Annotated in this window: 25 protein-coding genes; 13 read left to right on the top strand and 12 right to left on the bottom strand. The window is 75.3% G+C overall.

The annotated features are described in order from the left end of the window. The coding region (locus tag ABZ793_RS32260; protein WP_357464327.1) for a hypothetical protein at window positions 1–199 on the bottom strand (199 nt) is incomplete at its 3' end. Between the two features lie 102 nt (window positions 200–301). Here ABZ793_RS32260 and ABZ793_RS32255 point away from each other — a divergent pair. Both ABZ793_RS32255 and ABZ793_RS32250 read left to right on the top strand, forming a co-directional pair. Beyond that, the gene (locus tag ABZ793_RS32255) at window positions 302–688 is read left to right on the top strand and encodes a hypothetical protein (RefSeq protein WP_357464325.1); all 387 of its coding nucleotides are present in this window, start codon (window positions 302–304) and stop codon (window positions 686–688) included. Between the two features lie 185 nt (window positions 689–873). Beyond that, complete coding sequence (locus ABZ793_RS32250) at window positions 874–1,503, top strand: LysE family transporter (RefSeq protein ID WP_357464323.1); 630 nt, start codon at window positions 874–876, stop codon at window positions 1,501–1,503. A gap of 25 nt (window positions 1,504–1,528) precedes the next feature. Here ABZ793_RS32250 and ABZ793_RS32245 read toward each other — a convergent pair whose 3' ends face one another. Then, complete coding sequence (locus ABZ793_RS32245; protein WP_357464321.1) at window positions 1,529–2,509, bottom strand: DsbA family protein; 981 nt, start codon at window positions 2,507–2,509, stop codon at window positions 1,529–1,531. A gap of 57 nt (window positions 2,510–2,566) precedes the next feature. Here ABZ793_RS32245 and ABZ793_RS32240 point away from each other — a divergent pair, with 57 nt between their 5' ends. The 4 genes from ABZ793_RS32240 (at window position 2,567) to ABZ793_RS32225 (ending at window position 6,659) form a co-directional block, all read left to right on the top strand. Next, the gene (locus tag ABZ793_RS32240) at window positions 2,567–3,124 is read left to right on the top strand and encodes a TetR/AcrR family transcriptional regulator (RefSeq protein WP_357464319.1); all 558 of its coding nucleotides are present in this window, start codon (window positions 2,567–2,569) and stop codon (window positions 3,122–3,124) included. 42 nt (window positions 3,125–3,166) lie between these two features. Then, window positions 3,167–3,826, top strand: coding sequence for an acVLRF1 family peptidyl-tRNA hydrolase (locus tag ABZ793_RS32235; protein WP_357464317.1), 660 nt, complete (start codon window positions 3,167–3,169; stop codon window positions 3,824–3,826). 149 nt (window positions 3,827–3,975) lie between these two features. Then, window positions 3,976–5,331, top strand: a complete 1,356-nt coding sequence (locus ABZ793_RS32230; RefSeq protein WP_357464315.1) for a helix-turn-helix transcriptional regulator — start codon at window positions 3,976–3,978, stop codon at window positions 5,329–5,331. Beyond that, window positions 5,328–6,659, top strand: coding sequence for a helix-turn-helix transcriptional regulator (locus tag ABZ793_RS32225; RefSeq protein WP_357464313.1), 1,332 nt, complete (start codon window positions 5,328–5,330; stop codon window positions 6,657–6,659). The genes ABZ793_RS32230 and ABZ793_RS32225 overlap by 4 nt, the downstream gene beginning before the upstream one ends. Before the next feature lie 199 nt (window positions 6,660–6,858). On the opposite strand, the gene ABZ793_RS32220 is transcribed toward ABZ793_RS32225, so the two are convergent. Then, complete coding sequence (locus ABZ793_RS32220; protein WP_357464311.1) at window positions 6,859–7,644, bottom strand: carbohydrate-binding protein; 786 nt, start codon at window positions 7,642–7,644, stop codon at window positions 6,859–6,861. 148 nt (window positions 7,645–7,792) lie between these two features. Then, window positions 7,793–8,773 carry a helix-turn-helix domain-containing protein gene (locus tag ABZ793_RS32215; protein ID WP_357464309.1) on the bottom strand — a complete coding sequence of 327 codons (981 nt, stop codon included), beginning with the start codon at window positions 8,771–8,773 and terminating at the stop codon, window positions 7,793–7,795. A 215-nt stretch (window positions 8,774–8,988) separates the two neighbouring features. Here ABZ793_RS32215 and ABZ793_RS32210 point away from each other — a divergent pair, with 215 nt between their 5' ends. Next, window positions 8,989–10,329, top strand: a complete 1,341-nt coding sequence (locus tag ABZ793_RS32210; RefSeq protein WP_357464307.1) for a carbohydrate-binding protein — start codon at window positions 8,989–8,991, stop codon at window positions 10,327–10,329. Between the two features lie 103 nt (window positions 10,330–10,432). Here ABZ793_RS32210 and ABZ793_RS32205 read toward each other — a convergent pair whose 3' ends face one another. After that, entirely contained in the window at window positions 10,433–11,350 is a 918-nt protein-coding gene (locus tag ABZ793_RS32205) for a neutral zinc metallopeptidase (RefSeq protein WP_357464333.1), read from the bottom strand. A gap of 244 nt (window positions 11,351–11,594) precedes the next feature. On the opposite strand from ABZ793_RS32205, the gene ABZ793_RS32200 reads away from it, so the two are divergent. Then, window positions 11,595–13,199, top strand: coding sequence for an ABC-F family ATP-binding cassette domain-containing protein (locus ABZ793_RS32200; RefSeq protein WP_350709103.1), 1,605 nt, complete (start codon window positions 11,595–11,597; stop codon window positions 13,197–13,199). A 14-nt stretch (window positions 13,200–13,213) separates the two neighbouring features. Here the strand turns inward: ABZ793_RS32200 and ABZ793_RS32195 are convergent, their stop codons facing one another. Continuing rightward, on the bottom strand, window positions 13,214–13,822 hold the full coding sequence (locus ABZ793_RS32195; RefSeq protein WP_357464331.1) for a cadmium resistance transporter: 609 nt from the start codon (window positions 13,820–13,822) through the stop codon (window positions 13,214–13,216). 197 nt (window positions 13,823–14,019) lie between these two features. Between ABZ793_RS32195 and ABZ793_RS32190 the strand changes: the two genes are divergently transcribed. The 3 genes from ABZ793_RS32190 (at window position 14,020) to ABZ793_RS32180 (ending at window position 17,150) form a co-directional block, all read left to right on the top strand. Then, window positions 14,020–14,247, top strand: coding sequence for a helix-turn-helix domain-containing protein (locus tag ABZ793_RS32190; protein ID WP_007462679.1), 228 nt, complete (start codon window positions 14,020–14,022; stop codon window positions 14,245–14,247). A 46-nt stretch (window positions 14,248–14,293) separates the two neighbouring features. Further along, window positions 14,294–15,061 carry an enoyl-CoA hydratase/isomerase family protein gene (locus ABZ793_RS32185; RefSeq protein ID WP_357464305.1) on the top strand — a complete coding sequence of 256 codons (768 nt, stop codon included), beginning with the start codon at window positions 14,294–14,296 and terminating at the stop codon, window positions 15,059–15,061. Window positions 15,062–15,173: 112 nt separating this feature from the next. Next, complete coding sequence (locus tag ABZ793_RS32180; protein ID WP_357464329.1) at window positions 15,174–17,150, top strand: ABC transporter ATP-binding protein; 1,977 nt, start codon at window positions 15,174–15,176, stop codon at window positions 17,148–17,150. Window positions 17,151–17,154: 4 nt separating this feature from the next. Here the strand turns inward: ABZ793_RS32180 and mug are convergent, their stop codons facing one another. The 6 genes from mug to ABZ793_RS32150 form a co-directional block, all read right to left on the bottom strand. Continuing rightward, window positions 17,155–17,802 carry a G/U mismatch-specific DNA glycosylase gene (gene mug, locus ABZ793_RS32175; protein WP_357464302.1) on the bottom strand — a complete coding sequence of 216 codons (648 nt, stop codon included), beginning with the start codon at window positions 17,800–17,802 and terminating at the stop codon, window positions 17,155–17,157. Further along, window positions 17,802–18,569 (bottom strand): SDR family oxidoreductase, encoded by a 768-nt coding sequence (locus ABZ793_RS32170; RefSeq protein WP_357464300.1) that lies wholly within the window; start codon window positions 18,567–18,569, stop codon window positions 17,802–17,804. The genes mug and ABZ793_RS32170 overlap by 1 nt, the downstream gene beginning before the upstream one ends. Before the next feature lie 55 nt (window positions 18,570–18,624). After that, window positions 18,625–19,071, bottom strand: coding sequence for a hypothetical protein (locus tag ABZ793_RS32165; protein ID WP_357464298.1), 447 nt, complete (start codon window positions 19,069–19,071; stop codon window positions 18,625–18,627). Then, complete coding sequence (locus tag ABZ793_RS32160) at window positions 19,068–19,886, bottom strand: DUF692 domain-containing protein (RefSeq protein WP_357464296.1); 819 nt, start codon at window positions 19,884–19,886, stop codon at window positions 19,068–19,070. The genes ABZ793_RS32165 and ABZ793_RS32160 overlap by 4 nt, the downstream gene beginning before the upstream one ends. After that, on the bottom strand, window positions 19,883–20,788 hold the full coding sequence (locus ABZ793_RS32155) for a TIGR04222 domain-containing membrane protein (RefSeq protein ID WP_357464294.1): 906 nt from the start codon (window positions 20,786–20,788) through the stop codon (window positions 19,883–19,885). The genes ABZ793_RS32160 and ABZ793_RS32155 overlap by 4 nt, the downstream gene beginning before the upstream one ends. Window positions 20,789–20,983: 195 nt before the next feature. After that, the gene (locus ABZ793_RS32150; RefSeq protein ID WP_350685345.1) at window positions 20,984–21,556 is read right to left on the bottom strand and encodes a helix-turn-helix domain-containing protein; all 573 of its coding nucleotides are present in this window, start codon (window positions 21,554–21,556) and stop codon (window positions 20,984–20,986) included. Between the two features lie 107 nt (window positions 21,557–21,663). Between ABZ793_RS32150 and ABZ793_RS32145 the strand changes: the two genes are divergently transcribed. Together ABZ793_RS32145 and ABZ793_RS32140 are read left to right on the top strand one after the other, a co-directional pair. Further along, entirely contained in the window at window positions 21,664–22,530 is an 867-nt protein-coding gene (locus ABZ793_RS32145) for a carbon-nitrogen hydrolase family protein (RefSeq protein ID WP_357464292.1), read from the top strand. Between the two features lie 180 nt (window positions 22,531–22,710). Continuing rightward, the gene (locus tag ABZ793_RS32140) at window positions 22,711–23,646 is read left to right on the top strand and encodes an RIO1 family regulatory kinase/ATPase (RefSeq protein WP_357464290.1); all 936 of its coding nucleotides are present in this window, start codon (window positions 22,711–22,713) and stop codon (window positions 23,644–23,646) included. Window positions 23,647–23,764 lie beyond the last annotated feature (118 nt).

Here is a 23,764-nt window from a genome sequence, read left to right as displayed (position 1 = left end):
CCGCCGCGGGACGCCCCCACCCCCGCACCCCCGGCTTCAACGTCTGCCCCGGCCCCGCGTGGGTCCCCCGTCGCGCGCGCCGCCCCTCCCGGGCGGCGCGCTCGACGCGTTCCTGTCGACGGACAACGGCGACCAGCCCGCCGACGACGGCGAGGGCGCCCCACATCTGCGGACGACCCCGGGCGTGCGGGGACGGCATTCTCTTCCATGCTGCCGCGTTCGGGCGGAGCCGACACCACGGTGCGATCCGCGTGCCATCCTCTATCGATAGTTGTAACCATCTATCTGAAGGAGACGGCACATGCGATCTCGGTTGCTCTCCATCGCGTCCGCGCTGGCGCTCGTCACGGGTGGCTCGGCGCTGGCGTTGTTGCCCGCCAGCCCGGCCAGCGCGCACTGCAGCGGGCACGGCACCCACCCGGATCTGTACAGCGGGGGCGCCATCTCGTTCGGGAACGGGACCAACATCCGGGCCTATCCACACATCGACTGCGGCAGTCGCGGACTCGGTTACCCGAGTCAGGGGATCGACGTCCACTGCGCCACCTACACCAACGCGCTCTGGATCTACCTCCGTAACACCACCACCGGAGTCAACGGGTGGTCCCGGTTGGACGCCCTCAACGTGTCGGAGCCCACCACCATCGCCGACTGCTCGAACACGGTCGCGGCGCACCGGCTGGCCTGACGCCCACGGCCGGCGTTCGTCAGCCGACGACGCGCCGGGAAATGGGTGGCGGCGGGTGGGGTGGGGAGGCAGGATCGGGGCGTGATCGAGACGTACCCGGTGCTGAGCATCCCCGTTGCCGCGGCCACCGCCGCGCGGCGACAGCGGACGGTGCCCGGTCGCGTCTCGGCCCGCCGCCGGCCGTCGTGACCGGCGCGTTCCTGGCCGGTCTGGTCGCCGGCTACGGCGTCGCCGTCCCGGTCGGTGCGATCGCGATCCTCATCCTCGGTCTCAGCGCCCGCACGTCGTTCCGGGTCGGCGCCGCCGCCGCGCTCGGAGTGGCCGCCGCGGACGGGCTCTACGCCGCCGCGGCGGCCCTCGGCGGGGCCGCGGTCGCCGGCCTGGTCGCCCCGGTCGCCGGGCCGCTGCGGCTGGTCGCCGCGGTCGTGCTGCTCGCCCTCGCCGGCCACGGCGCCTGGCGTGCCCTGCGCCCCCGCACCGCGCCGGCGGTCCCCGCCGAGGCCCGCCGGGGCCTGGACACCCCGGCCCGGGCCTTCGCCGGCGTGCTCGCGCTGACCCTGTTCAATCCGGCGACGGTGGTCTACTTCGCCGCCCTCGTCCTCGGGCGGCAGGGTGGCGCGGACCCGGGCGTGGCCGAGGCGCTGCTCTTCGTGGCGGGGGCCTTCGTCGCCTCGGCCAGCTGGCAGTTGCTGATCGCCGGTGGGGGCACCCTCGTCGGGCGGGCGTTGGCCGGGCCACGCGGTCGGCGCGTCACGGCGTTGGTCTCCAGCGGCCTCATCGCGGCCCTGGCGATTGCCATGGTGCTGCCCCGATGAGGGCCGCCGATGACGGTGCCCCGGGTCAGGCGGCGTAGTCGGGGGACATGGCCGCCGCCAGGCGCAGGTGGACGGCGGCGCGCCGGGCGTCCCCCTGTCGCTGAAGGGTGCGCCCGAGCAGCAACTGCACGTACGAGTCGTCCGGCGCCGCCGCCGCGAGCGGCGCCAGCATCCGCAGGGCCCGGGTGAGCTGGGCGGAGTGGAAGTACGCCCGGGCGGCGAGCAGCCTGGTGCCGCGGTCGTCGCCGTGGGCGTCGAGCAGGGGCTGGAGCAGGGTGAGGGCGCCCAGGGGATCGCCCAGGTCCAGCAGCGCCTCGGCGTGGCGGAGGCGTTCGACCTCCTCGGGGAGTTGTCGGGGGCTGACCCGTGCGGCCCCGGACAGGAAGTCGCGGATCACCTCCGGGGGCTGAGCGCCGCGCAGTGCCACCCCGTTCGCGACGAACGTCGGTGACGTCGCCACGCCCGCGGCCCTGCCCCGCAGGACCAGCTCCCGGACGACGGCCTCGCCGCCGCCGTCGGCCAGCAGCGCGCCCCCCTCGGGGAAGCCCGCCCTCCGGGCCACCTCGGCCAGCACCTCCGGGCGGCTGATGTCCCGCGCGTCGACGAAGTGCGCGCGCATCACCTCTTCCGCCACCGCGTCCTGCAGTCGCGTACCGCCGGCGGAGTGGGCGAGGGCGATCAGGCGGTGGGCGTCGTGGCTGTTGGCCCGCCAGCCGGCGCCCCAGCGTGGACCGATCCCCTCGGCCAGCGCGATCTGGGCGACGCGTTCCCGGTTCTCGCCGGGCGTCAGGTCCGGCGCGCACCGCTGGAGTGCGGCGTCCACCATCGGGTCACGCAGCACGTCCGCCAGCGGCTCGGCCGGGACGGGGGCGGAGGGGTCGATCCGGAACGGCCGCCAGACGACCTCGACCGGTTCTCCCTCCCAGGACGCCAGCGCCCGTTCCAGCCGCCGCTTGCCGATGTACGCCCACGCACAGACGACGTCTGCCCACACCTCGATCCGCATACCCCGCACGTTACACGACACGTGTCGCGTAAGCGACGGCTGTCGTATAGTGACCCCGTGAACTCCTCCGATCCGCGGGCGCGACGGACGCGAGCCCGACTCAGGGCCGCCGTCCTGGAACTGGCCGCCGAGCGGGAGCTGGGCGACATCACGATCGCCGAGGTCGCCAAGCGGGCCGGGGTCAACCGCGCGACCACGTACCTCCACTTTCCCGACCTGGACGCGCTCGTCACGGACGCGATGGAGGAGGCGACGGCCCAGGTGGCGCGCGCCGCGGCGCTCTGCCCGCTGGACGCTCCGCGCGACGAGGCGCCGCAGCCGCTGCGCGACCTCTTCGACACCGTCGCCGCCAACGCGGTCCTCTACCGTCGGATGCTGTCCCCGCACGGCAGCGCCCGCTTCGCTGCGGGCCTGCGGGACCGGCTGGCCGCGGAACTGCGGAGGAGTTTCGAGGCGCGGGCGCGTCCCCCCGGCGTCGACGACGTGCCGGTGGACGTCCACGCCGCCTACCTCGCCGGCGCCCTCACGGGCGTCATCGCCGACTGGACCGCGGCGCGGGCCCCGGCCGGCGCGGCCGAGACCGCGCTGGCCACGTGGCGGCTGCTCCGTGGCTGAACCCATCCGCGTCTCGACGCGACCAGCACAGGGGAGGTTGCCGTGGTCGGCAGGCCGGCAGTAGGTGGCGGTCGGTGGGTCGAGGTGGCCCCGGGCCGCGTCGCCCGCTGGGTCGAGGGCTTCGCCGACCGGCACGGCGCGCCCACCACCACCGTCCAGGGGCACGGCTTGCTGCTCGCCGCCCCGGACGGCGCGACCGCCGAGCTGCACAACCCGCCCGGCGCGCCGGCCGCCCCGGACGTGCCCGGTTTCGTGGCCGCCGCGGCCACGCCCCGCCGGATCGGCCTGCTGCTGGTCCGTAAGGGCGCGGTGGCGGTGGGCGTCGCGGTGGGCGAGGAGCTGACGGTGTCGAAGGTCGACACCCGGTACGTGCAGGGCCGCACCGCCGCCGGGGGGTGGTCCCAGCAGCGCTTCGCCCGGCGGCGCGACAACCAGGCGAAGGCGGCGCTGGGCGACGCGACCGAGCTAACCGTACGGCTGCTGTTGCCGGAGGCGTCGACGCTGAGCGCGCTGGTCTGCGGCGGCGACCGGCGGGCGGTGGACACCGTGCTGGCCGACCGGCGGCTCGCCCCGCTGGCGGCGCTGCGCGCGGAGCGGCTGCTGGACGTGCCCGAGCCCCGGCACGCCGTGCTGGTCGGCGCGATCGCGGCGGCCCGCGCGGTCCGGATCCTGGTCCGCGACCCTCTCGGAGAAACTCAGTGATCCCGCTTTCCGCATCGTAGGTCCGTGCCCCCGCCGAGCCGGGTCTCACGGGCGGACGGCTGCCGCCGGTGCGGACCTGTCCCACATCGGTCGGCGTCGAGAAATGGTGGACGCACTAGGCTGGGCGCGATGGTCGGGAAGGAGCCGGGATGGCGGAGACGGCCGCGGCCGACGTCGTCGTGGTCGGTGGCGGGGGCGGTGCTCCCGGCGACGAGCTGGTCGTGGAGAGCCTGGGCCACCGGATCCGGCGGCTGCGCATCGCCCAAGGCCTGACCCAGCAACAGGTCGTCGGCTCCCGTTACACGCGCGCGTTCCTGGGCGCCGTGGAGTCGGGCGTCCGGGTGCCCAGCCCCGAGGCGCTGGCCTACTTCGCGGACCGGCTCGGGCTGCCGGTGGACGACCTGCGGTACGGCCGACCGGCCGACGCCGCCACCCGGCTCGCCGCCGAGCAGGCGTCGGCCCGGCGGGACCTCTCCGCCGGCCGGTTGGACGCCGCCGAGCGGGCGCTGACCGGGATCCGCCGTCGGGCGGACCACTACCGACTGCCCGAACTGGCGGGGTGGGCCGCGTACCACCTGGCGGAGGCGCAACTGCACCGCGGGTCGACCGAGGACGCCGCCGCCCGGTACGACGAGTTGGCGGCGGCGCTCCCCGACGGGTGCCCGCCGCTGCGCGCGGCGGTGCTGGCCCGGCAGGCGTACTGCCTGCTGGTCACAGGGGACGCGCCGCGGGCGGTGGCGATCCTGGAGGGCGGCCTGCGGGCCCTGCGGGCGGTGCCGCCGGTGGACGCCGACGCCGAGCTGCGGTTGACCAACGCCCTGATGTACACGTTCCTCGAACTGAGCTGGCGGGACCGGGCGCGGCGGCTGGAGCGGGAGGCGGCTGCCCTGCTCGACCGGGTGACCAACCAGGAGTGGGTGGCGCAGTTCCACGCCGTCGCCGGGCAGCTGCGCCGCGATGGCGAGCTGGACGAGGCGGACCGGCACCTGCGGGAGGCCGGCCGCCGTTACGCCGAGCTGGGGCTCACCCGGGAGATCGCCCTGTGCCACTGGGCCCGTGGCTACGTGTTGCTGCGGGCCGGGCGGCCGGGGGAGGCGGGGCCGGAGTTGCGGCGGGCCCGGGAGATGCTGGGCGCCGTCGGCGCGGTGCTCGACCACGCCGGAGCAACGCTGGAACTGGCCGAGGCGCGCCGGCGGGAGGGCGCCCTGGACGAGGCGGGTGCGCTGGCCGAGGAGGCCGCCCGGACGGCGGCGGCCTGCGACCACCGGGAGATCATGGCCGAGGCCGACCGGGTGCGCGGGCTGGTACGGGCCGCGCAGGGCGACCACGACCAGGCGCGGCGGCTGCTGCTGCGGGCCGTCGACCGGTACGAGCGGGCCGGCCTGATGGGGGACGTGGTGATCACCTGCCGCCATCTCGCCGAGCTGTTGCTGGCCGGGGCGGAGCGCGACGCGGCGACCGCGGTGCTGCGTCGTGGCCTGCGTGCGGCGGAGCGCCTGTCGTGAGCCCGCCGGAGCCTGTCGTGGCGGGCGACCCGGTGGGGGAGCTGGGCGCACGTCTCCAGCGGCTGCGGACGGCACGAGGGCTCACCCAGCGCGCCCTGGCCGAGCCCCGGTACACCGCGGCCTACGTGTCCGCCGTGGAGGGTGGTCGCCGGATGCCCTCCGCCGATGCCGTCGCCCACTTCGCCGAGCGGCTCGGCGTAACTCCGGCGGACCTGGCCACCGGCCGCTCGCCGGCCGAGGTGGTGCGCCTGCGGCTCCGGCTGGTCGGGGCGGACCTGGCCGGGTCCACCGACGAGAGGGCCGCCGTCTGCCGGGAGGTGGCGGCGCTCGCCGCCGACCTGGACGAGCCGGTGCTGGCCGCCCGGGCCCGGCTCGGTCTGGCCGGCGTCGCGCTGTTCCGCGACGATCCCGACGCCGCGTCGGCCGAGGTGGACCGGGCGGAGGCGCTGCTGGCAGGGGCGCCGCCGCACGTCCGGGCCGAGGCGGCGGCCAGGCGTGCCGCGGTGCTGCGCCACACCGGTGATCCCCGGTACGCCGGCTTCCTGCTCGCCGAGGCGCGGGACGCGCTGGCGCGGGACGGGTGGCCGGACCCGTCGACCCTGCTGACCCTGCACGCGGAGCTGGTGCTCTGCCACGTCGCGCTCGGCGACGAGGAGGCGGCGGCGGAGGCCGCCGGACAGGCCCTGGCCCTGGCGGTGCTGCCCGCGCCGGCGCGGGTCGCGGGGATGCACCTGACGGTCGCGGGCGCGTTGCTCGCCTCGGGACGGACGGCGGAGGCCGGCGTCGCCGCGGAGCAGGCCCGCCAGGCGGCCCGGCAGGTCGCCATGGGGGTGCAGTTGGCGTGCTGCCACCGGGCCCGGGGGCAGGGGCGCCGGGCGGCCGGCGACCTGGCGGGTGCCCTCGCCGACCTGGCGACCGCGCACACGGCGTTGACGGTCGCCGGGCAGCGGGCGCTGGCCCGGGAGGTCGGGGTGGAACTGGCCGAGGTCCACCACGCGCTGGGCCAGCCGGAGCGCGCGGCGGCGCTGCTGTGCGACGCCGTCGATCCGGCCGGCGACGCGGTGGTGGCGGCGCGCGCCGACCGGGTGCGCGGCCTGCTGCGGGCCGATGCCGGGGAGCAGGTTGACGCCGAGCGGCACCTGCGGGCGGCGGCCGCCGGCTATCGGGCGGCCGGGCGGCGCCGGGAGTTGGCCGCGGTGGTCCTGCTGCTGGCGGACCTGCTGGAGCAGTGGGGGCGGCCCGGGGACGCCCTCGACCTGCTCCGCGACGGGCTGCACCAGGTGGAGCAGCTCGGTGAGCGGGTGGCCGCGTTCCGCGCCACGGCCTGATCCTCGGCGACGGCGAGTGCGGCGGGCCGCGCCTCGGGCCGGTTCGCCGGGTCGTCGGCCCGCGCCCTGGTGTCGGACCGGGGCGCGGGCCGTTCCGCCGGGGCCGCCGGCTCGTGCCCGGGCACCGCACCGGGGTCGCCGGCTCGTGCCCGGTCCGGGCCACGAGCGGCCGGGCCGCCGGTGCGTCCGCGGTCCCGCGTCAGTCCCGGGCCCAGAGCGCCGGGGTGTGCGGCGGCTCCCAGCCGGGCTGGGCGGTGTGTGCCTGGAGGCAGCGGTACGCGACGCCGCCGTAGGTCACCCGGGCGCCGGCCGGGTACGCGGTGCCGGGCGCCCAGGTCCCGCCGGGTGCGCTGCCGGTCGGGGTGGGGGTGGGGGCCGAGGTCACGTTGAGGACGAAGTCGAAGCTGGCCTCGCGGCCGCCGTCCACCGTCCGCACCGTCATCAGCAGGGCGGGGTCGAAGATCGGGTCGGTGCTGTTGCGAGGTTCGCCGGGGAAGTACAGCTGGGTGGTGAGCACCGGCCGGTTCGGCGCCTGCGCCTTGACGTGGATGTGCCGGGTTCGTCCCGGATAGAGCCCCGGCAGGATCGTGCTGAGGCGGTACGCGCCCGAGGCGTCGGTGAACTGGTGCCCGCGCAGCCGGTAGCCGGCGTTGTCGTAGCCGCCGTTGGCGTCCGCCTGCCAGAAGTCCAGCAGCACGTCGGGAACCGGCCGGCAGTCCAGCCCGAAGACGTGGCCGGTGACGGTGAGCCGGGTGCCGATCGTGCCGGCCTCGACGAGCGAGGTACGCCGTGGTGAGTTCGGCTTGAAGTAGGGGCCCTCCATCTGATCCGGCGTCAGGTCGTCGCCGTCGTCGCAGTAGGGCGTGAGGGGCGGCGCCGAACCCAAGGCGGCCGCCTCCGCGCCCACGGCCTGCGCGATTCCGGCGGCGAGGAACGGGGCGGGCAGGGCCAGGGCCGCCGCCCTCAACACGTTCTTGCGTGTCACACCGCTACGGGGACGGGGGGCGGGTGGCTCTTCGCCGCTGGCTGCACCGTTCATGAAGCGCTCCTCTCCGGGGTCTCCTCGCCGACCGTGGACTCGCGGATCGTCCAGGGGGTCGGCGCGGCTGTCGACCCGACGCTATTGACAGGCGTCAGGGTGCGTCGATGTGCGGGAGAGCGTGGTCGTGGTGTTTTCCGCCGTGCCGGCGGAACGCGCCGGGGGAGTCGCCGACCTCGCGGCGGAAGAACCGGCAGAAGTAGGCGGGGTCGGCGAAGCGGAGCCGGTCGGCGATCGCGGCCACGGTGAGGTCGGTCCGGGCGAGCAGTCGTTTCGCCTCCAGCACCCGGGCTCGGCGGATCAGCCGGGCGGGGGTGGTCCCGGTGGCCAGGGGCACCGCGTCGTTGAGGTGGCGCACCGACACCCCGATCCGGCGGGCGTATGCGCGGGGCGGCTCGCCGACGAGGTCCGGCTCGGCGAGCAGTTCCTCGAAGCGGCGGGCGATCGCGGCGGCCCGGCGGTTGCGGGTGGTGGTCTCGGGGGGCGGGTCGGGGGCCGGCCCCGTGGGGCGGGACCGGAGCACTTCGGTGAGCAGGAGGTGCAGGTAGGCCCGCAGGGTGCCACCGCGCTCCGGTCCGCCCCGGCGGTACTCGGCGGTCGCCCAGCGCAGCAGGGTGGCGATCCGCCCCGCCTGGGCGGCGTCGCGGGGGCGCCAGGAGCGGTGGCGCGAGCGGTGCAGCGCGGCGCGGTCCGCCGGGAAGGTGAGCAGGAACTCGGCCGCGCAGAGCAGCACATGTCCGCGCAGGTCACGCTGGTCCTGCCAGTGGTGCACCTGGCCGGGCGTGACGACGAACAGGTGCGGCGGCCGGACGGGATGGGCGTCGAGGTCGATGACGTGCGAGGCACGGCCGTGGGTCACGTACACCAGCTCGTAGAAGGTGTGCCGGTGCGGAAAGTCGGCGCGGGACAGCGGCCCGATCTCGTCGAAGGTGCCGACGGCGAACGGCACGTCGTCCGGGGCGGGCGCCGCCAGGTCGTGCCGGGGCAGCGCCGACGGTGGACCGGCGGCGGCCGGTCGTGATCGGACGGACGGAGCCCGGCGGGCGGGCGGGTCGGGCGGGCGCGACGGGGACACAGGCAGCTCCCTGTGCTGACAAGGGTCGGATCTGATCGATCGACACCTGTATTGACGGCATCGGATGTCTAACCTACGGTAATAGCAACAGAGTTAACAACAATTGTTGCCTCTCCAGTAGCGCGCCGGCAGGGCGGCTGCCACGCGGCACTGCGTGCCTGCTCGCGCCCGGTCGCTGCGACCCTCCACATCGTCCTGACCCCGAGGAGACCCCCATGCTCCGACGAACAGCCACCGTGGCGGCAACTACCCTCAGTGCCGTCGCGCTGGTGCTCACCGTGGCCCTGGCCGCCCAGGCCAGCGCCGATCCCGACCGCGCGCCCGCCGCCCCGGTCGACGCTCCCGACGGCGTGGCCCCCGAGATGTTCGCCGCCCTGCAACGGGACCTGCGGCTCACCCCGGCCCAGGCCCGTGCCCGTCTCGACGTCGACGACCGGGCCGCTCGGGTGCAGCAGGTGCTGCGCGCCACCCTCGGCGCCCGCTACGGCGGCACCTGGGTCACGGAGCCGGGCGCCACGGTGTCGGTCGGCGTCACCAGCGCCGCCGACGCCGACGCGGTCCGTGGCCTCGGCGCGGTCCCGGTCCCGGTGAGGCACACCGAGCGTGCCCTGGACGGGGCGGTCGACCGGCTCAACCGCAGGGCCACCGCCGCGCCGCCCGCCGTCGTCGGCTGGTACGCCGACCTTCCCGGCAACGCCGTCGTGGTGCTCGCCCGGGACGGCGCGGTGCCCGCGGCCCGGTCCTTCGCCGCCGCCGCCGGGGTGCCGGCCGGGGTGCTGCGGGTGCAGGCCAGCACGGAGGACCCGAAGCCGTACGCCGACGTGATCGGCGGCAACGCCTACTACACCGGCAGCAGCCGGTGCTCGATCGGGTTCTCGGTGAACGGCGGTTTCGTCACCGCCGGACACTGCGGCCGGGCCGGGGCCCGCACCTCGCAACCGGGCGGCACCGTGCGCGGCTCCACGTTCCCCGGCCGGGACTACGCCTGGGTGCAGGTGGACGCCGGGAACACCCCGCGCGGGCTGGTGAACGACTACCGGGGCGGGACGGTGGCGGTGGCGGGTAGCGTCGAGGCCGCCGTGGGGGCGGCGGTCTGCCGGTCCGGTTCCACCACCGGGTGGCGCTGCGGCACCATCCAGCAGAAGAACGCCTCGGTGACCTACCCGGAGGGCACGGTGACCGGGCTGACCCGGAGCAACGCCTGCGCCGAGCCGGGCGACTCCGGCGGTTCGTGGCTCTCCGGCAGCCAGGCCCAGGGAGTCACCTCGGGCGGCTCCGGCAACTGCAGCACCGGCGGGACGATGTACTTCCAGCCGGTCAACGCGATCCTGGCGGCGTACGGGCTGACGCTGGTCACCACCGGCGGCCCCGAGCCGACCCCCACGCCCACCTCGACCGGCACCCCGCCCGGCGAGACGACCTGGCAGGCGGGCGCCGCGTACGCCGCCGGCGCGACGGTGAGCTACGCCGGGGTGTCCTACCGCTGCCTGCAGGGGCACACGGCGCAGCCGGGTTGGGAGCCGCCCAACGTGCCGGCGCTCTGGCAGCGGGTCTGAACACCGCTGCCACGCCGCACACGGTACGGGCCCCGTCTCCGCAACGACCGGGCCCGTACCACGCCTGTCCGGGGGAGGCGGTCGGCCGCCCCGCCCGCTGACCTCACACCGCCCCGCTGAAGGTGTCGCAGGACTTCGGGTCGCCGGTCTCGTAACCGCGGGTGAACCACTGCCTGCGCTGCTCGGACGAGCCGTGGGTGAACTCGTCGGGGTTCACCGGCCGGTTCGCCCGTTCGGAGATGGCGTCGTCGCCGATCTTCTCGGCGGTGTCGACGGCCTGCCGGATGTCCTGCTCGCTGATGCTGGTGAAGATCTTCTGGCCGCTGGAGTCGGCGGTGCCGGTGGCGTTCTTCGCCCAGGCGCCGGCGTAGCAGTCGGCCTGCAGCTCCAGCTTGACCGAGAGCGCGTTGGCGTTGTCCGGGTCGCGCTGCTGCTGGCGGCGCATCTGGGCCTCGGTGCCGAGCAGGTCCTGCACGTGGTGGCCGTACTCGTGGGCGAGCACGTACGGCTGGGCGAATTCGCCGGAGGCCCCGAGCTGCTGGGCGAGCACCCGGTAGAAGGTGAGGTCGATGTAGACCAGGTCGTCGGCGCGGCAGTAGAACGGGCCGACGCCGGAGTCGGCCTGCCCGCAGGCGGTGTTGACGCCCTGGCTGAAGAACACCGTCCGGGACGGGCGGTACTGCTCGCCGAACGCCTCGGGCAGCGCCTTCTGCCAGTACGCCTGGATGGAGTTGACGTAGAGCGCGTTGCGGCAGTCGAGCTGCTGGAGCGCGTCGTCGGCCGAGCACTTCTGCTCGAGCGACGTGTTGTCGCCCTGCGGGTCCCCGCCGCCGTTGGTGGCGGCGTTCAGGCCGAAGCCGCCGCCGACGAGGGCGACCAGCACGGCGATGACGAGGCCGACGATGCCGCCCCGGCCGCCGCCGATCGGGATGGGAATGCCGCCCAGCCCGCCGCCCCCGCCGGATCCTCGCCGGTCGTCCACCTGGCTGGTGTCGATCCGCGCGTTCTCGTTCAGCTCCATGTCTACCCCGATCACCGTTTTGATCCGTTTTGGTGGTTGCGATACCGGACCGGGTCCGGACGGCGTTTCGGTACCCGATGATCTTGGTCGGTAATCCGGAGGGGTAGCCGGGCGACGCCCGGTACACTTGCCACGTGCTGCTCTGCGAAGGCTGAACCGCCCCGCGCCGACGGGCCTCGTGCCCGCCGGCGCTTTCGCGTGCCCTGAGTCAGCCCTTCCAGACCCCGAGAGCGAGTCCTCCGACATGATCACTGCCACCGGCCTGGAGCTTCGTGCCGGCGCCCGGATCCTGCTGTCCGACACCACGCTGCGGGTGCAGCCGGGTGACCGGATCGGCCTGGTCGGCCGCAACGGCGCCGGCAAGACCACCACGCTCAAGGTGCTCGCGGGCGAGGGGCAGCCCTACGCCGGGCAGATCGAGCGGCGCAGCGCCATCGGCTACCTCCCGCAGGACCCGCGGACCGGCGACCTGGAGGTCACCGGCCGCGACCGGGTGCTCTCCGCCCGGGGCCTGGACGTGCTGATGGCCCAGATGAAGGAGATCGAGGCCAAGCTCGCCGACGGCGCCGACGACCGGCTGGTCCGCCGCTACGGCGCGCTGGAGGACCAGTTCGCCTCCCTCGGCGGGTACGCCGCCGAGGCCGAGGCCGCCCGGATCTGCGCCAACCTCGGGCTGCCGGACCGGGCGCTCGCCCAGACCATCGGCACCCTCTCCGGCGGCCAGCGCCGCCGCATCGAGCTGGCCCGGATCCTGTTCCGGGACGCCGGCGAGAACGGCGGCGGCATCCTGCTGCTCGACGAGCCGACCAACCACCTCGACGCCGACTCGATCACCTGGCTGCGCGGCTTCCTCGCCAACCACAAGGGCGGCCTGATCGTGATCTCCCACGACGGCTCGCTGCTGGAGTCGGTGGTCAACAAGGTGTGGTTCCTCGACGCCACCCGCTCCGTGGTCGACGTCTACAACCTCGGCTGGAAGGCGTACCTGGAGGCCCGCGAGACCGACGAGCGGCGCCGCCGCCGGGAGCGGGCCAACGCCGAGAAGAAGGCCGGCGCGCTGATGGCGCAGGCCGACAAGATGCGGGCCAAGGCCACCAAGACCGTCGCCGCGCAGAACATGGCCCGGCGGGCCGAGAAGCTGATCGCCGGCCTGGAGGAGGTGCGCGTCGCCGACAAGGTGGCGAAGGTGCGCTTCCCGAGCCCGGCCCCGTGCGGCAAGACCCCGCTCACCGCGACCGGCCTGTCGAAGTCGTACGGCTCGCTGGAGATCTTCACCGACGTGAACGTGGCCGTGGACCGGGGCTCCCGGGTGGCCATCCTCGGCCTCAACGGCGCCGGCAAGACCACCCTGCTGCGGATGCTCGGCGGCCTGCTGGAGCCGGACACCGGCGAGGTGCACGCCGGCCACGGCCTGCGGCTCGGCTACTACGCGCAGGAGCACGAGACGCTCGACGTGGACCGCACGGTCCTGGAGCACATGCGCAGCGCCGCCATCGAGCAGACCGACACCGACCTGCGGAAGATCCTCGGCGCGTTCCTGTTCTCCGGCGACGACGTGGACAAGCCGGCCGGGGTGCTCTCCGGCGGCGAGAAGACCCGGCTGGCGCTGGCCACCCTGGTCTGCTCCGGGGCGAACGTGCTGCTGCTCGACGAGCCGACGAACAACCTCGACCCGGTCAGCCGGGAGCAGGTGCTCGACGCCATCGCCCGCTACCCGGGCGCGATCGTGCTGGTCACCCACGACCCCGGCGCGGTCATGGCGCTCAAGCCGGACCGCGCCATCCTGCTCCCAGACGGCGACGAGGACGCCTGGAGCGACGACCTGCTCGAACTCGTCGAGCTGGCCTGACCCGTCCGGCCCGGTCAGCGCACCAGGCCGAGCAGGTGGGGGAGCACGCCCGAGGTGGCCAGGATGACCACGCCGATGGCGATGAACACGGCCGGGACGAGCCAGTGGCCGGCTCGTTCGACCACACCGGTCACCCGCGGGTGGCCGCCTAGCCAGGCGCCCGCCGCGCACCACAGGGCGACGAGCACCACGAAGACCAGCAGGAACACCGCGCTGTCGGCCGGCCCGAGGGCGCGGAACACCGGCACGTAGACGGCGATGTTGTCCGCGCCGTTGGCGATCGTCACCCCGGCCACCCCGAGCGTGGAGCCCACCACCGCCGGGGCCTCGTCGGCTTCCCGGTCGAGCAGCGCGCGCACGCCGAGGGCGATCGGCAGCAGCCCGAGCAGCCCGGTCCACGGATCGGGCACCACCAGCAGCCCGGCCGCGACCACCGCGCTGGCCAGCGCCAGCGCGCCGATGCCCAGGTACTGCCCGGCCACGATCTGCCAGGTGCGGGGGCGGCCGGTGCTGCGGGCGGCGACGAAGAACAGCGTCAGGACGACGATGTCGTCGATGTCGGTGGCGGCGAAGACCACCGCCGCGCCGGCGGCAGTGCCGAGGAGGTCCGTCACCTCAGGCAGGGTACGGAGCGCCCGTCGCCGCCGCGCGGGCACGGTGCGCCGACCCCGGTCCCGTCGGGAGTATCACGCTATCGGGAAGATGACAACGCATAGCGTGTCGGTTGGCGAAGAGTTGATATCTGGCGCATGATCGTTCGAGGCGGTCTAATAGGTGGGACCGTATCCGAACCGCACAGTCTGGGACGTGAGGACACAGCATGGCAGCCACTGGCACAGCCACCAGCACTGAGAAGGGTCGCCGGATCGTCGGAGCCGAGCGTCAGACGCTCGCCAAGGACCTGGTAAAGCGGTACACCTCGGGTGAGAGCATCCGCGCGCTCGCGGCCTCGACCGGCCGTTCCTACGGGTTCATCCACCGGGTGCTCACCGAGTCCGGGGTGCAGCTGCGGCAGCGCGGCGGCGCCCGGCGCCGCAAGAAGGCGTGACCCGCCCCCCAGCGTCGTCCACCAGCACCGCGCCCCGGGTCGTCCGGTGACCGCCGAGGCGACCGGGGTTCGGCTGGAATGCGAAGGGCCGGTCGCGACGGTCACGTTGTGTCGGCCCGACGTGCTCAACGCCCAGACCCCGGCGATGTGGCGTGCGATGAGCGACTTCGCGCGCGACCTGCCCGGCGACGTCCGCGTCGTGGTCGTCCGTGGCGAGGGGCGGGCGTTCTCCGCCGGCCTCGACCTGACGGTGGCCGGCGCCTCCGGGCCGGGCTCGTTCGCCGAGCTCGCCACCCTGCCCGAGCAGGAGTGCGCGGACCGCATCGCGGAGTTGCAGGGCGGCTTCACCTGGTTGCACCGGCCCGACATCGTCTCCGTCGCCGCCGTGCAGGGCCACGCGATCGGCGCCGGCTTCCAGCTGGCGCTCGCCTGTGACCTGCGGGTGCTCGCCGAGGACGCGAAATTCTCCATGGCCGAGGTGACGCTCGGCCTGGTGCCGGATCTCGCCGGCACCAAGCGCCTGGTCGACCTCGTCGGCTACTCCCGCGCGCTGGAGATCTGCGCCACCGGCCGGCGGATGGACGCCGCCGAGGCGGACCGGATCGGCCTGGCCACCCTGGTCGTGCCGAACGCCGACCTCGACGCCGCGGTGCGCGACCTGACCGCGGGTCTGCTGGCCAACAACCGGGACGCGGTGGTGGAGATCAAGGCGCTGCTGGCCGGTGCCGCCGGCCGGTCCGCCGCAGAGCAGCAGCGGGCCGAGCGCGAGGCGCAGACACGTCGGCTGCGCGATCTCGCCGGGCGGGGAGAATAGTAAGGACCGTTCGGGAAGATCCGGGTTACGGCCGAGGTTGTCAGAGTCGTCGGGAGAATCGACCTGACGGTGCGGTCGACCCGACGACCCGGAGGTGAACGTGTCCAACCCGATGTCCGGCGGCGGCATGGCCGGTTGGAGCATGCTCCGGTCGATGCGCAGCCGCGACGAGATCTCCACGCACCGGCTCAAGCGCGGCGTGGCCAGCCGGATCGTGGCCTTCGCGCGGCCCTACCGCCGCGACATCGTCGTCTTCCTGGTGACCGTGGTATTGGCCGCGATCATCGGGGTCGCCACCCCGGTGCTCGCCGGCGACGTGATCGACGCGATCAGCCGGGGTGGCTCGGGGGCCGGCGACCTGGTGGTGCGGCTGGCCCTGGTCATCGCCGCGCTCGCCGTGGCCGACGCGCTGCTCTCCCTGGCCCAGCGGTGGTATTCGGCCCGCATCGGCGAGGGCATCATCCTCGACCTGCGCACCCGGGTCTACGACCACGTCCAGCGGATGCCGCTGCAGTTCTTCACCCGCACCCAGACCGGCGCTCTGGTCAGCCGGCTCAACAACGACGTGCTCGGCGCCCAGCGGGCGTTCACGTCGACGCTGTCCGGCGTGGTCAGCAACGTCATCCAGCTGGTGCTCACCGCCGCCGTGATGTTCACCCTCTCCTGGCAGATCACGGCGCTGTCGCTGGTGCTGCTGCCGGTCTTCATCATCCCGGCCCGCCGGGTCGGCAAGCGGCTCGCCGAGATCACCCGGGAGTCCTACAACCTCGACGCGAAGATGAACGCGACGATGACCGAGCGCTTCGGCGTCTCGGGGGCGCTGCTGGTGAAGCTCTTCGGCCGCCCCGAGGTGGAGGCGCGCCGGTTCGCCGGGCGGGCCGAGCGGGTCCGCGACATCGGCATCCAGTCCGCGATGTACTCGCGGACGTTCTTCGTCGCGATGCTGCTGGTCGCCTCGCTGGCCCAGGCGCTCACCTACGGCCTCGGCGGCTGGCTCGCGGTCACCGGCAACGTCAGCGCCGGCACCGTGGTCACCCTCGCGTTGCTGCTCACCCGCCTCTACGGCCCGCTGACCGCGCTGTCCAACGTCCGGGTGGACGTGATGAGCGCGCTGGTCTCCTTCGACCGGGTCTTCGAGGTGCTCGACCTGAAGCCGGCCATCGAGGAGAAGCCCGACGCGGTCGCGGTGCCCCGGGGCAGCGGCCGGGTCGAGTTCCGCGACGTGCGGTTCCGTTACCCCAGCGCCGCGGAGATCTCGCTGGCCTCGCTGGAGGAGGTCGCCGCGCTGGACCGTACGGTCAACGAGCCGGTGCTCAAGGGCGTCTCGTTCGCCGTCGAGCCGGGGCAGATGGTGGCGCTGGTCGGGCCCTCCGGCGCCGGCAAGTCGACGCTGTCCATGCTGATCTCCCGGGTCTACGACGTCACCGACGGGCAGGTGCTGGTCGGCGGGGTCGACGTCCGCGACGCCACCTTCGACTCGCTGCGCGACGAGATCGGCGTGGTGACCCAGGATTCGCACCTGTTCCACGAGACCATCGCCGAGAACCTGCGCTACGCCAAGCCGGACGCCACCGACGACGAGATCTGGGCGGCGCTTGCCGGCGCGCAGGTCGCCGACCTGGTGCGGTCCCTGCCGGACGGGCTGGACACCACCGTCGGCGAACGCGGCTACCGCTTCTCCGGCGGCGAGAAGCAGCGCATCGCCATCGCCCGGCTGCTGCTCAAGGCCCCGTCGATCGTGATCCTCGACGAGGCGACCGCGCACCTCGACTCGGAGAGTGAGGCGGCGGTGCAGCGGGCGCTGTCGGTGGCGCTGACCGGGCGTACGGCGCTGGTGATCGCGCACCGGCTCTCCACCGTCCGCGACGCCGACCAGATCCTGGTCCTCGACGACGGCCGGATCGTCGAGCGGGGCCGGCACGAGGAGTTGGTCGCCGTGGGCGGGCTCTACGCCGAGCTCTACCGCACCCAGTTCGCGGTCGCCGACTCGCCCACCCCGTACGTGGACGCGACCGGCCCCGAGCCGGTGAGTCTGCCGCTGCGGTCCTACGTCGCCGACGAGGCGATGCCGCCGGCCGCGGCCAACTGACGCCTCAGCCGGTGGCGACGACCGCCGCCCGTAGCTCGCCGAACGCCGCGCCGAGGGTCTCGGGGGTGAAGTGCGCGTTCAGGCCGCTGGGGTTGGGCAGCACCCAGAGCCGGGCGCCGGCGAGCGGCTCCGGCTGCGGGCCGAACGCCGCCTTCGGCCGGGCGAACCCGATCCGGTACGCGGTCACCCCGACCACGGCGACCCACCGGGGGCGGTACCGCTCGACCTTGCCGGTGAGGATCTCCGCCCCCTCGACCAGTTCGGCGGCGGTCAGCTCGTCGGCCCGGGCGCTGGCCCGCGCGACGATGTTGGTGATGCCCAGCCCGAGGCCGGGCAGCTCGTCCTGCTCGGCGGGGTGCAGCAGCCGGGGCGTGAAGCCGCCCCGGTGCAGCGCCGGCCAGAACCGGTTGCCGGGCCGCGCGAAGTGCCACCCGGTCGCGGCCGACCACAGGCCCGGGTTGATCCCGACGAAGAGCACGTCCAGCCCGGGCGTGACGAGATCGGGGATGGTGCGGTCCGCCGCCGCGGCGAGTTCCTCCCGCGTGGGCCGCGGATACCGGTGCGCGGCGTCCCCGGGGCCGGGTGTCGGTTCGGGGCGGCCAGCCCGGCCGGTGCCCCCGGCCCTGGCCGGTCCGCCGGGGGACGGGACCACTACAGGCTCCGTAGCGCGCCACCGTCGACCGGCACGGTGACCCCGGTGAGGTAGCTCGCGGCGGGGGAGAGCACGAACGCGGCCACCCGGCCGAACTCCGCCGGCGCGCCGATGCGGCGCAGCGGGATGCCCGCCTCGGCCTCCGCGCGGGCCCGCCCGGGGTCGCCCGTGGCGGCGAACAGCTCGACGTTGCGGTCGGTCATGATCCGCCCGGGCAGCAGGCCGACCATCCGTACGCCCTGGGGCCCGTACTCGTCGGCGACGTCCTTGGCCATTCCGACCAGGCCGGGCCGCAGGCCGTTGGAGATGCCCAGGCCGGGCACCGGCGAACGGGCCGAGGTCGACAGGACCAGCCCGATCGCGCCGCCGTCGCCCTCGCCCAGGGCGGCGGCGACCGTACGCACCGTGCGGACGGTGCCCAGGAAGACCGTCTCGAAGGAACGGCGCCACTGCTCGTCGGTGACCGACGCGGCGCTGCCCGGCGGCGGCCCGCCCACCGAGACCAGCGCCCCGTCGAGGCGCCCGAAGTGCTCGCGGGCCGCCCCCACCAGGCGCTCCGGTGTCTCCGGGTCGGCGAGGTCGGCGGTCAGCCCGACGGCCCGCTCCGGCCCGCCGAGGCGCTGGGCGGCGGCGGCCACCGCGTCGGCGTCCCGGGCGGAGAGCACCACGCGGGCGCCGTCGGCGACGAGGCACTCCGCGGTCGCGTAGCCCAGGCCGCGGGAGGCGCCGGTCAGTACGTACACCCGATCGGTCAGTCCGAGATCCATGCCGTCGATCCTGCCGTACCCGGGCGGATGCGCCAGCCGGGGGCGGTGGGTCGGGTCAGCGGCGCGCGGGGCGCAGCAGGCGTACCCGACCGGCGAGCTGGACCGCGACGGCGCCGCCGGCGCGCCCCCACCCCGGCAGGCGGCGAGGCCGCGGCGGCCCGTGCCCGTCGTAGCGGTCGGTGGCCTCCCGGGCGGCGAGCTCCTCCGCGCCCAGCGGCGGCAGCGAGCCCCGGTCGCGCAGGTCACGGGCCAGGTCCCAGCCGTCGCGCAGGGAGCCGGCGGTCGGCCGCCCCGCCGCCCACCGGGCGAAGGTCGCCGGCCAGTCCGTGCCGAGGCCGGCGGCGAGCAGCGGCCAGTGCCGGGCCACGTCCCCGGCCCGCTTGCGCAGCAGCGCGGCCCGGGCGGCGGCGAGCGCGGCCGGGTCGAAGCCGGGTGGGGGCGGGCCGCCGGCCACCAGCGCCGCCACCAGTTCCGCCTGCCGGGCGGCCAGGTCGCCGTTCACGTGACCGTCGGGAAGCCGGAGGCGGCGGCGAGGGCGTCCAGCTCGGCGCGGAGCGTGGCCGCGGGCGGGTAGTGCCCGTCGCGTTCCAGCAGCAGCGCCGGCGGCCGGTGCCGGGCGCACAGCTCGCGCAGCAGGTCGAGCACCGCCGGGGGCACCGGGTCGGTGTGGGTGTCGTGGTAGAAGCCGCCGTGGTCGGCGCCGCCCGCCACGTGCAGGTAGGCGATGCGTTCCAGCGGCAGCCGGTCGAGCAGCGCGACCGGGTCGCCGCCCCGGTTGCGGGCGTTGGCGTACACGTTGGCGACGTCGAGCAGCAGGAACGCGCCGGTGCGGTCCAGGATCTCGGTCAGGAAGTCGGCCTCGTGGAGCTCGTCGTCGGGCCAGTCGAACAGGGCGGCGATGGGCTCCAGCGCGAGCGGCGCCGGCAGCTCGGCCTGCGCGCGGGCGACGTTGGCGCAGACCGCGTCGACCGCCTCGCGGCTGCGCGGCAGCGGCAGCAGGTGGCCGGCCTCGACGCCGCCGGCCCGGACGAACGCGATGTGCTCGCTGACCAGTGGCGCCTCGACCAGCTCCGCCACCGCGGCCAGGTGGGCGACCCGGGCCGGGTCGACCGGCTCCGCGCCGCCGAGGGAGAGCCGCACGCCGTGCGGCACGACGGTCACGCCGCGTTCGCACAGCTCGGCGAGCCCGGCGGGCAGCGGCCCGGTCGCGGTGACGCCCTCCGCGACCACTTCCACGAAGCGCAGCCCGGGCAGGTCGGCGACGAAACCGGCGATCTCCGGTCGCCAGCCGATGCCCACCCCGCGCGGGCCGGTCATCCGCCGCACCCGCCTCCGCAACCGCCTCCGCAGCCGCCCCCGCCGCCCCCGCCGCCGCCGCACGAGCTGCCGCCCCCGCCGCCGGAGGAGCCGCCACCGCCGCTCGCCGCCTGCCGCTGGATCTCGGCCTGCTCGGCGAAGCCGGGGTCCATCGCCCACAACGACGCGGTGCCGAACAACGCCACCCCCATCGCGGCGCCCGCCGCGCCGTAGGTGGCGTAGGCGGGGGCGGACGCGGGCGCGAGGTAGGTGTGCTGCTGTCGCAGGCCGCGCAGCTCGCGGGTGGCGGCGCGGGTCCGCCAGGGCACCCGGTGCAGCAGGACGGACACCACGACCAGCGGGATCTGGCTCAGCACGAGCCAACCCACCGGGCGGTCGTTCGACAGGCCCGCGATGATCCGGAACATGCCGACCGCCAGCAGGAGGGTGAGCAGGAACGACCACGCGCGCAGCGCCCTCCGGCGCGCCTGCGTCAGCGCGAGCCCGCGCTGCTCCAGGCTGGTCCGGAGCTGGTCGAGCGCCCGGCGTACCCACTCGTCGCGGCGCAGCTCGCGGGTGGTGGCGTGCCGGCCGGCAGCGAGATGGATCGCCTGGTCCAGCGGCGTGGTCCCGGCCGGCAGCTGGCCCCCGGTGGCCAGTCGACGGTCCGGCCGTACGCCGATCGCTCCGCTGCTGCGCAGCCCGGAGAGGGCGGCCCAGATCGCCAGTTGCTCCCCACCGTTGAGGTAGGCGACCTGCTGCGGGCCGAGCTGGCCGACCACGCCGGCCCCTGGTCCGGCGAGGACGCGGGCGCGGTGGACGACGGCGCCGACGACGACCACGGCGGCGACGAGGAGGTAGACCCGGAGGAAGACGGGCCCGGGGATGCCCCAGGTGTCACCCGGTGCGGCGAGGACAGTCATCTGCTGCTCCTGTCGTGCGAGGGGATCGCGGCCCCATTGTGGGGCAGTCCCGCCACGGCGGATCGGCCGCGAGGGGCGAGTTACCGGACCGATACGTAAACAGTGGAGGCTCCGGACGCCGTGGGGAGGCGAGCCGCGCGAGCGCCGGACGTCCCGGGAGGCGACCCGCGCCAGCTCCGTGCCCGGGGTGGCCGGTCAGCGGCGGCGGACCGCCTCCTCGACCAGGTCCAGCACCGGGCCCAGGTCGCCGGCGGGGCGCCCCATCGCCAGGTGCAGCACCAGGCCGTCGTAGGCCAGTTCGAGGAACTGGGCCAGCACGTCGATCGGCACGTCCTCGCGGAGCACGCCCGCCTCCCGCTGGCGGGCCAGCCGCTCGCGGGTCGCCTCGGCGACAGCGGCCGACCGCTCCGCCCACCGCTTGGCGAACGCCGGGTCGGTCCGCAGCCGGCGGGAGACCTCCAACTGGCTGCCGAGCCAGCCGGTGGTGTCGGGGGAGACCGCGCCGGCCAGCAGGTCGCGCATCACCTGGACCAGGCCGTTGCGGGCGACCGTCTCCACCATGGCGGCGGCGTCGTCCTCCGCGACCGCGAGGAAGAGCGAGTCCTTGTCGCGGAAGTGGTGGAAGATCGCGCCCCGGGACAGCCGGGTGGCCTCTTCGAGTCGACGCACGGTGGCGCCCTCGTAGCCGTGCCGCGCGAAACACGCCCGCGCGGCGGCGAGGATCTCCTGCCGGCGAGCGTCGAGCTGGTCCTGACTTACCCTGGGCACGGGTCGATCGTGTCAGGTGACCCCAGGTAACGCAAACCGTACGTACGGCTTGTTGTGGCGGGCGAATGATCATCGGGCCTTCGCGGCCCCACTAGGATCGGCGCGTGATGCCACTCCCCACCGCCGTCGCGGTCCCCGCCGCCCCGCTGACCGTCGCGGCCGTGCAGGCCGAACCCGTTCCCGGAGACGTGGCCGGCAACGCGGCCAGCGCCGCCCGGCTGGTCCGCCGGGCGACGGAGCGGGGTGCCCGGGTGACCGTGCTGCCCGAGCTCTTCCTGCCCGCGTACCATCCGCCGACGCTCGCGGCCGACCCGGTCGGCACGGACGTCGCGGCCGACGCCACGGCGACCGTCGCCGACCCTCGGCTGGACCCGCTGCGCGAGGCCGCCCGCGACGGCGGCGCCGCCGTGGTGGTCGGCGCGGCGGTCCGGCACCCGGACGGGCGGCGGACCATCTCGTCCCTGGTGGTCGACCGGGCCGGCGTGGTCCGCGTCGGGTACGACAAGCAGCAGCTCTGGAGCGGCGAACGCGAGCTGTTCAGCCCCGGCGACCGGGGCGCCACCCTGCTCGTCGACGACTGGCGGCTCGGGCTCGGCATCTGCTACGACGGCTGCTTCCCGGAGCACGGCCGCGCCGCCGCGGCCGACGGGGCGCACGGCTACCTGTGCCCGAGCGGCTACCTGGCCGGCTCCGAGCACCGCCGCGACCTCTACTACGCCGCCCGCGCGCTGGACAACACGATGTACGTGGTGTTCGCCAACGCCGTCGGCGGCGCGGACCCGTGGCGGTTCAACGGTGGCGCCGCGGTCTACGACCCGGAGGGCCGGCCGCTGGCGCGCGGCGCGGACACCGGCGAGGCCGTGCTGGTCGTCGCGCTGGCGCCGGAGGCCCTCGCCGCCACCCGGGCGGCCCACTCCATGCTGCTCGACCGCCTTCCCGACCAGGGACGCGCCCGTTCGTCGCTGCCGGCCTGACGGAGCGGGTCGGGGCGGCTCGGGTAATTCGGTTGACCCGGCGCCGCCGGGCCGTGAACATGGTCGGCGCATCGTGCACCCGGGCGTGCGCCCGGTCGAGGAGAGGGGGTCGGTCATGGCCGTCTTCGCAGGTCACCTCCACCTGCCTCCATCAGCCTCGAGCAAGGGATCACCACCGCAGTGCGCGATCACGACCTTCCGGCGCGCGAGCGCCGTACCCGCGGCAAGCGCCGCTTCGACGACGACGAACCGCTCTTCCTGAAGCACGGCCGGGCCCCCGAGCCCGCCCCCGCCGACCCCGACGACGAGCCGGACCCCGACACGGGGGAGCGCTGGTCCTCCTGGGACGACGCCGTGCACGGCCCGCAGCCCCACCCGGACTGGCTGGTCACCGAACTGGCTGCGAAGGACACCGAGCTCGGTGTGCTCAAGACCGGCAAGGAGGCGGACGTCCACCTGGTGCGCCGGGCCGTGCCCGGCACCGATCGGTCCTGCCTGCTGGCCGTCAAGCGCTACCGGGACGCCCAGCACCGGCTCTTCCACCGTGACGCCGGCTATCTGGAGGGGCGCCGGGTCCGCCGGTCCCGGGAGAACCGGGCGATGGCCGGGCGGACCGCGTTCGGCCGGCAGATGATCGCCGGCCAGTGGGCGGCGGCCGAGTTCGACGCGCTGGCCCGACTCTGGGAGATCGGCACCCGGTACGGCACGATCTCCGTCCCCTACCCGGTGCAGCTGCGCGGCACGGAGCTGATGCTGGAGTTCCTCGGGGACCCGGCCGAGGGGCTGGCCGCGCCCCGGCTGGCCCAGCTGCGGCCCGAGGCCGCTGAGCTGCGCGACCTGTGGGACCAGATGGTGGACGCCCTGGTGGTGCTCGCCCGCGCCGGCCTCGCGCACGGCGACCTGTCGCCGTACAACCTGCTGGTGCACGCGGGGCGGCTGGTGCTGATCGACCTGCCGCAGGTTGTCGACGTGGTGGCCAACCCGCAGGGGCCGGAATTCCTGGCCCGCGACGTCCGGGTGGTGGCCACCTGGTTCGCGGCCCGGGGGCTGCCGGCGGGGGAGGCCGACCCGGCGGCGCTGACCGCGCTGCTGCTGCGGGAGGCGGGGATCCGCTGACCGGGTGCCCCGGGCGGCCGGCGGCGGCCCCCCGGGGCCGGCCTCCCCGGCCGTAGCGCACGACCACGGGGGTGGGGCGCCGCCCCGGGGCGACCGGGGGGCCATGGGGATGGCGGGC

The organism is Micromonospora sp. NPDC047465 (assembly GCF_040643125.1).
Lineage (GTDB): Bacteria > Actinomycetota > Actinomycetes > Mycobacteriales > Micromonosporaceae > Micromonospora.
This window is presented reverse-complemented; position numbering and strand designations above follow the sequence as displayed.

What these genes read in the sequence shown, in the direction of transcription:
- ABZ793_RS32190 (WP_007462679.1), top strand. Translation starts at nt 14,020, where the DNA reads ATGGCAGCCACTGGCACAGCCACCAGCACTGAGAAGGGTCGCCGGATC.
- ABZ793_RS32245 (WP_357464321.1), bottom strand. Translation starts at nt 2,509, where the DNA reads ATGCGGATCGAGGTGTGGGCAGACGTCGTCTGTGCGTGGGCGTACATC.
- ABZ793_RS32160 (WP_357464296.1), bottom strand. Translation starts at nt 19,886, where the DNA reads ATGACCGGCCCGCGCGGGGTGGGCATCGGCTGGCGACCGGAGATCGCC.
- ABZ793_RS32205 (WP_357464333.1), bottom strand. Translation starts at nt 11,350, where the DNA reads ATGGAGCTGAACGAGAACGCGCGGATCGACACCAGCCAGGTGGACGAC.
- ABZ793_RS32155 (WP_357464294.1), bottom strand. Translation starts at nt 20,788, where the DNA reads ATGACTGTCCTCGCCGCACCGGGTGACACCTGGGGCATCCCCGGGCCC.
- ABZ793_RS32255 (WP_357464325.1), top strand. Translation starts at nt 302, where the DNA reads ATGCGATCTCGGTTGCTCTCCATCGCGTCCGCGCTGGCGCTCGTCACG.
- ABZ793_RS32180 (WP_357464329.1), top strand. Translation starts at nt 15,174, where the DNA reads ATGTCCGGCGGCGGCATGGCCGGTTGGAGCATGCTCCGGTCGATGCGC.
- ABZ793_RS32210 (WP_357464307.1), top strand. Translation starts at nt 8,989, where the DNA reads ATGCTCCGACGAACAGCCACCGTGGCGGCAACTACCCTCAGTGCCGTC.
- ABZ793_RS32200 (WP_350709103.1), top strand. Translation starts at nt 11,595, where the DNA reads ATGATCACTGCCACCGGCCTGGAGCTTCGTGCCGGCGCCCGGATCCTG.
- ABZ793_RS32145 (WP_357464292.1), top strand. Translation starts at nt 21,664, where the DNA reads ATGCCACTCCCCACCGCCGTCGCGGTCCCCGCCGCCCCGCTGACCGTC.
- ABZ793_RS32230 (WP_357464315.1), top strand. Translation starts at nt 3,976, where the DNA reads ATGGCGGAGACGGCCGCGGCCGACGTCGTCGTGGTCGGTGGCGGGGGC.
- ABZ793_RS32170 (WP_357464300.1), bottom strand. Translation starts at nt 18,569, where the DNA reads ATGGATCTCGGACTGACCGATCGGGTGTACGTACTGACCGGCGCCTCC.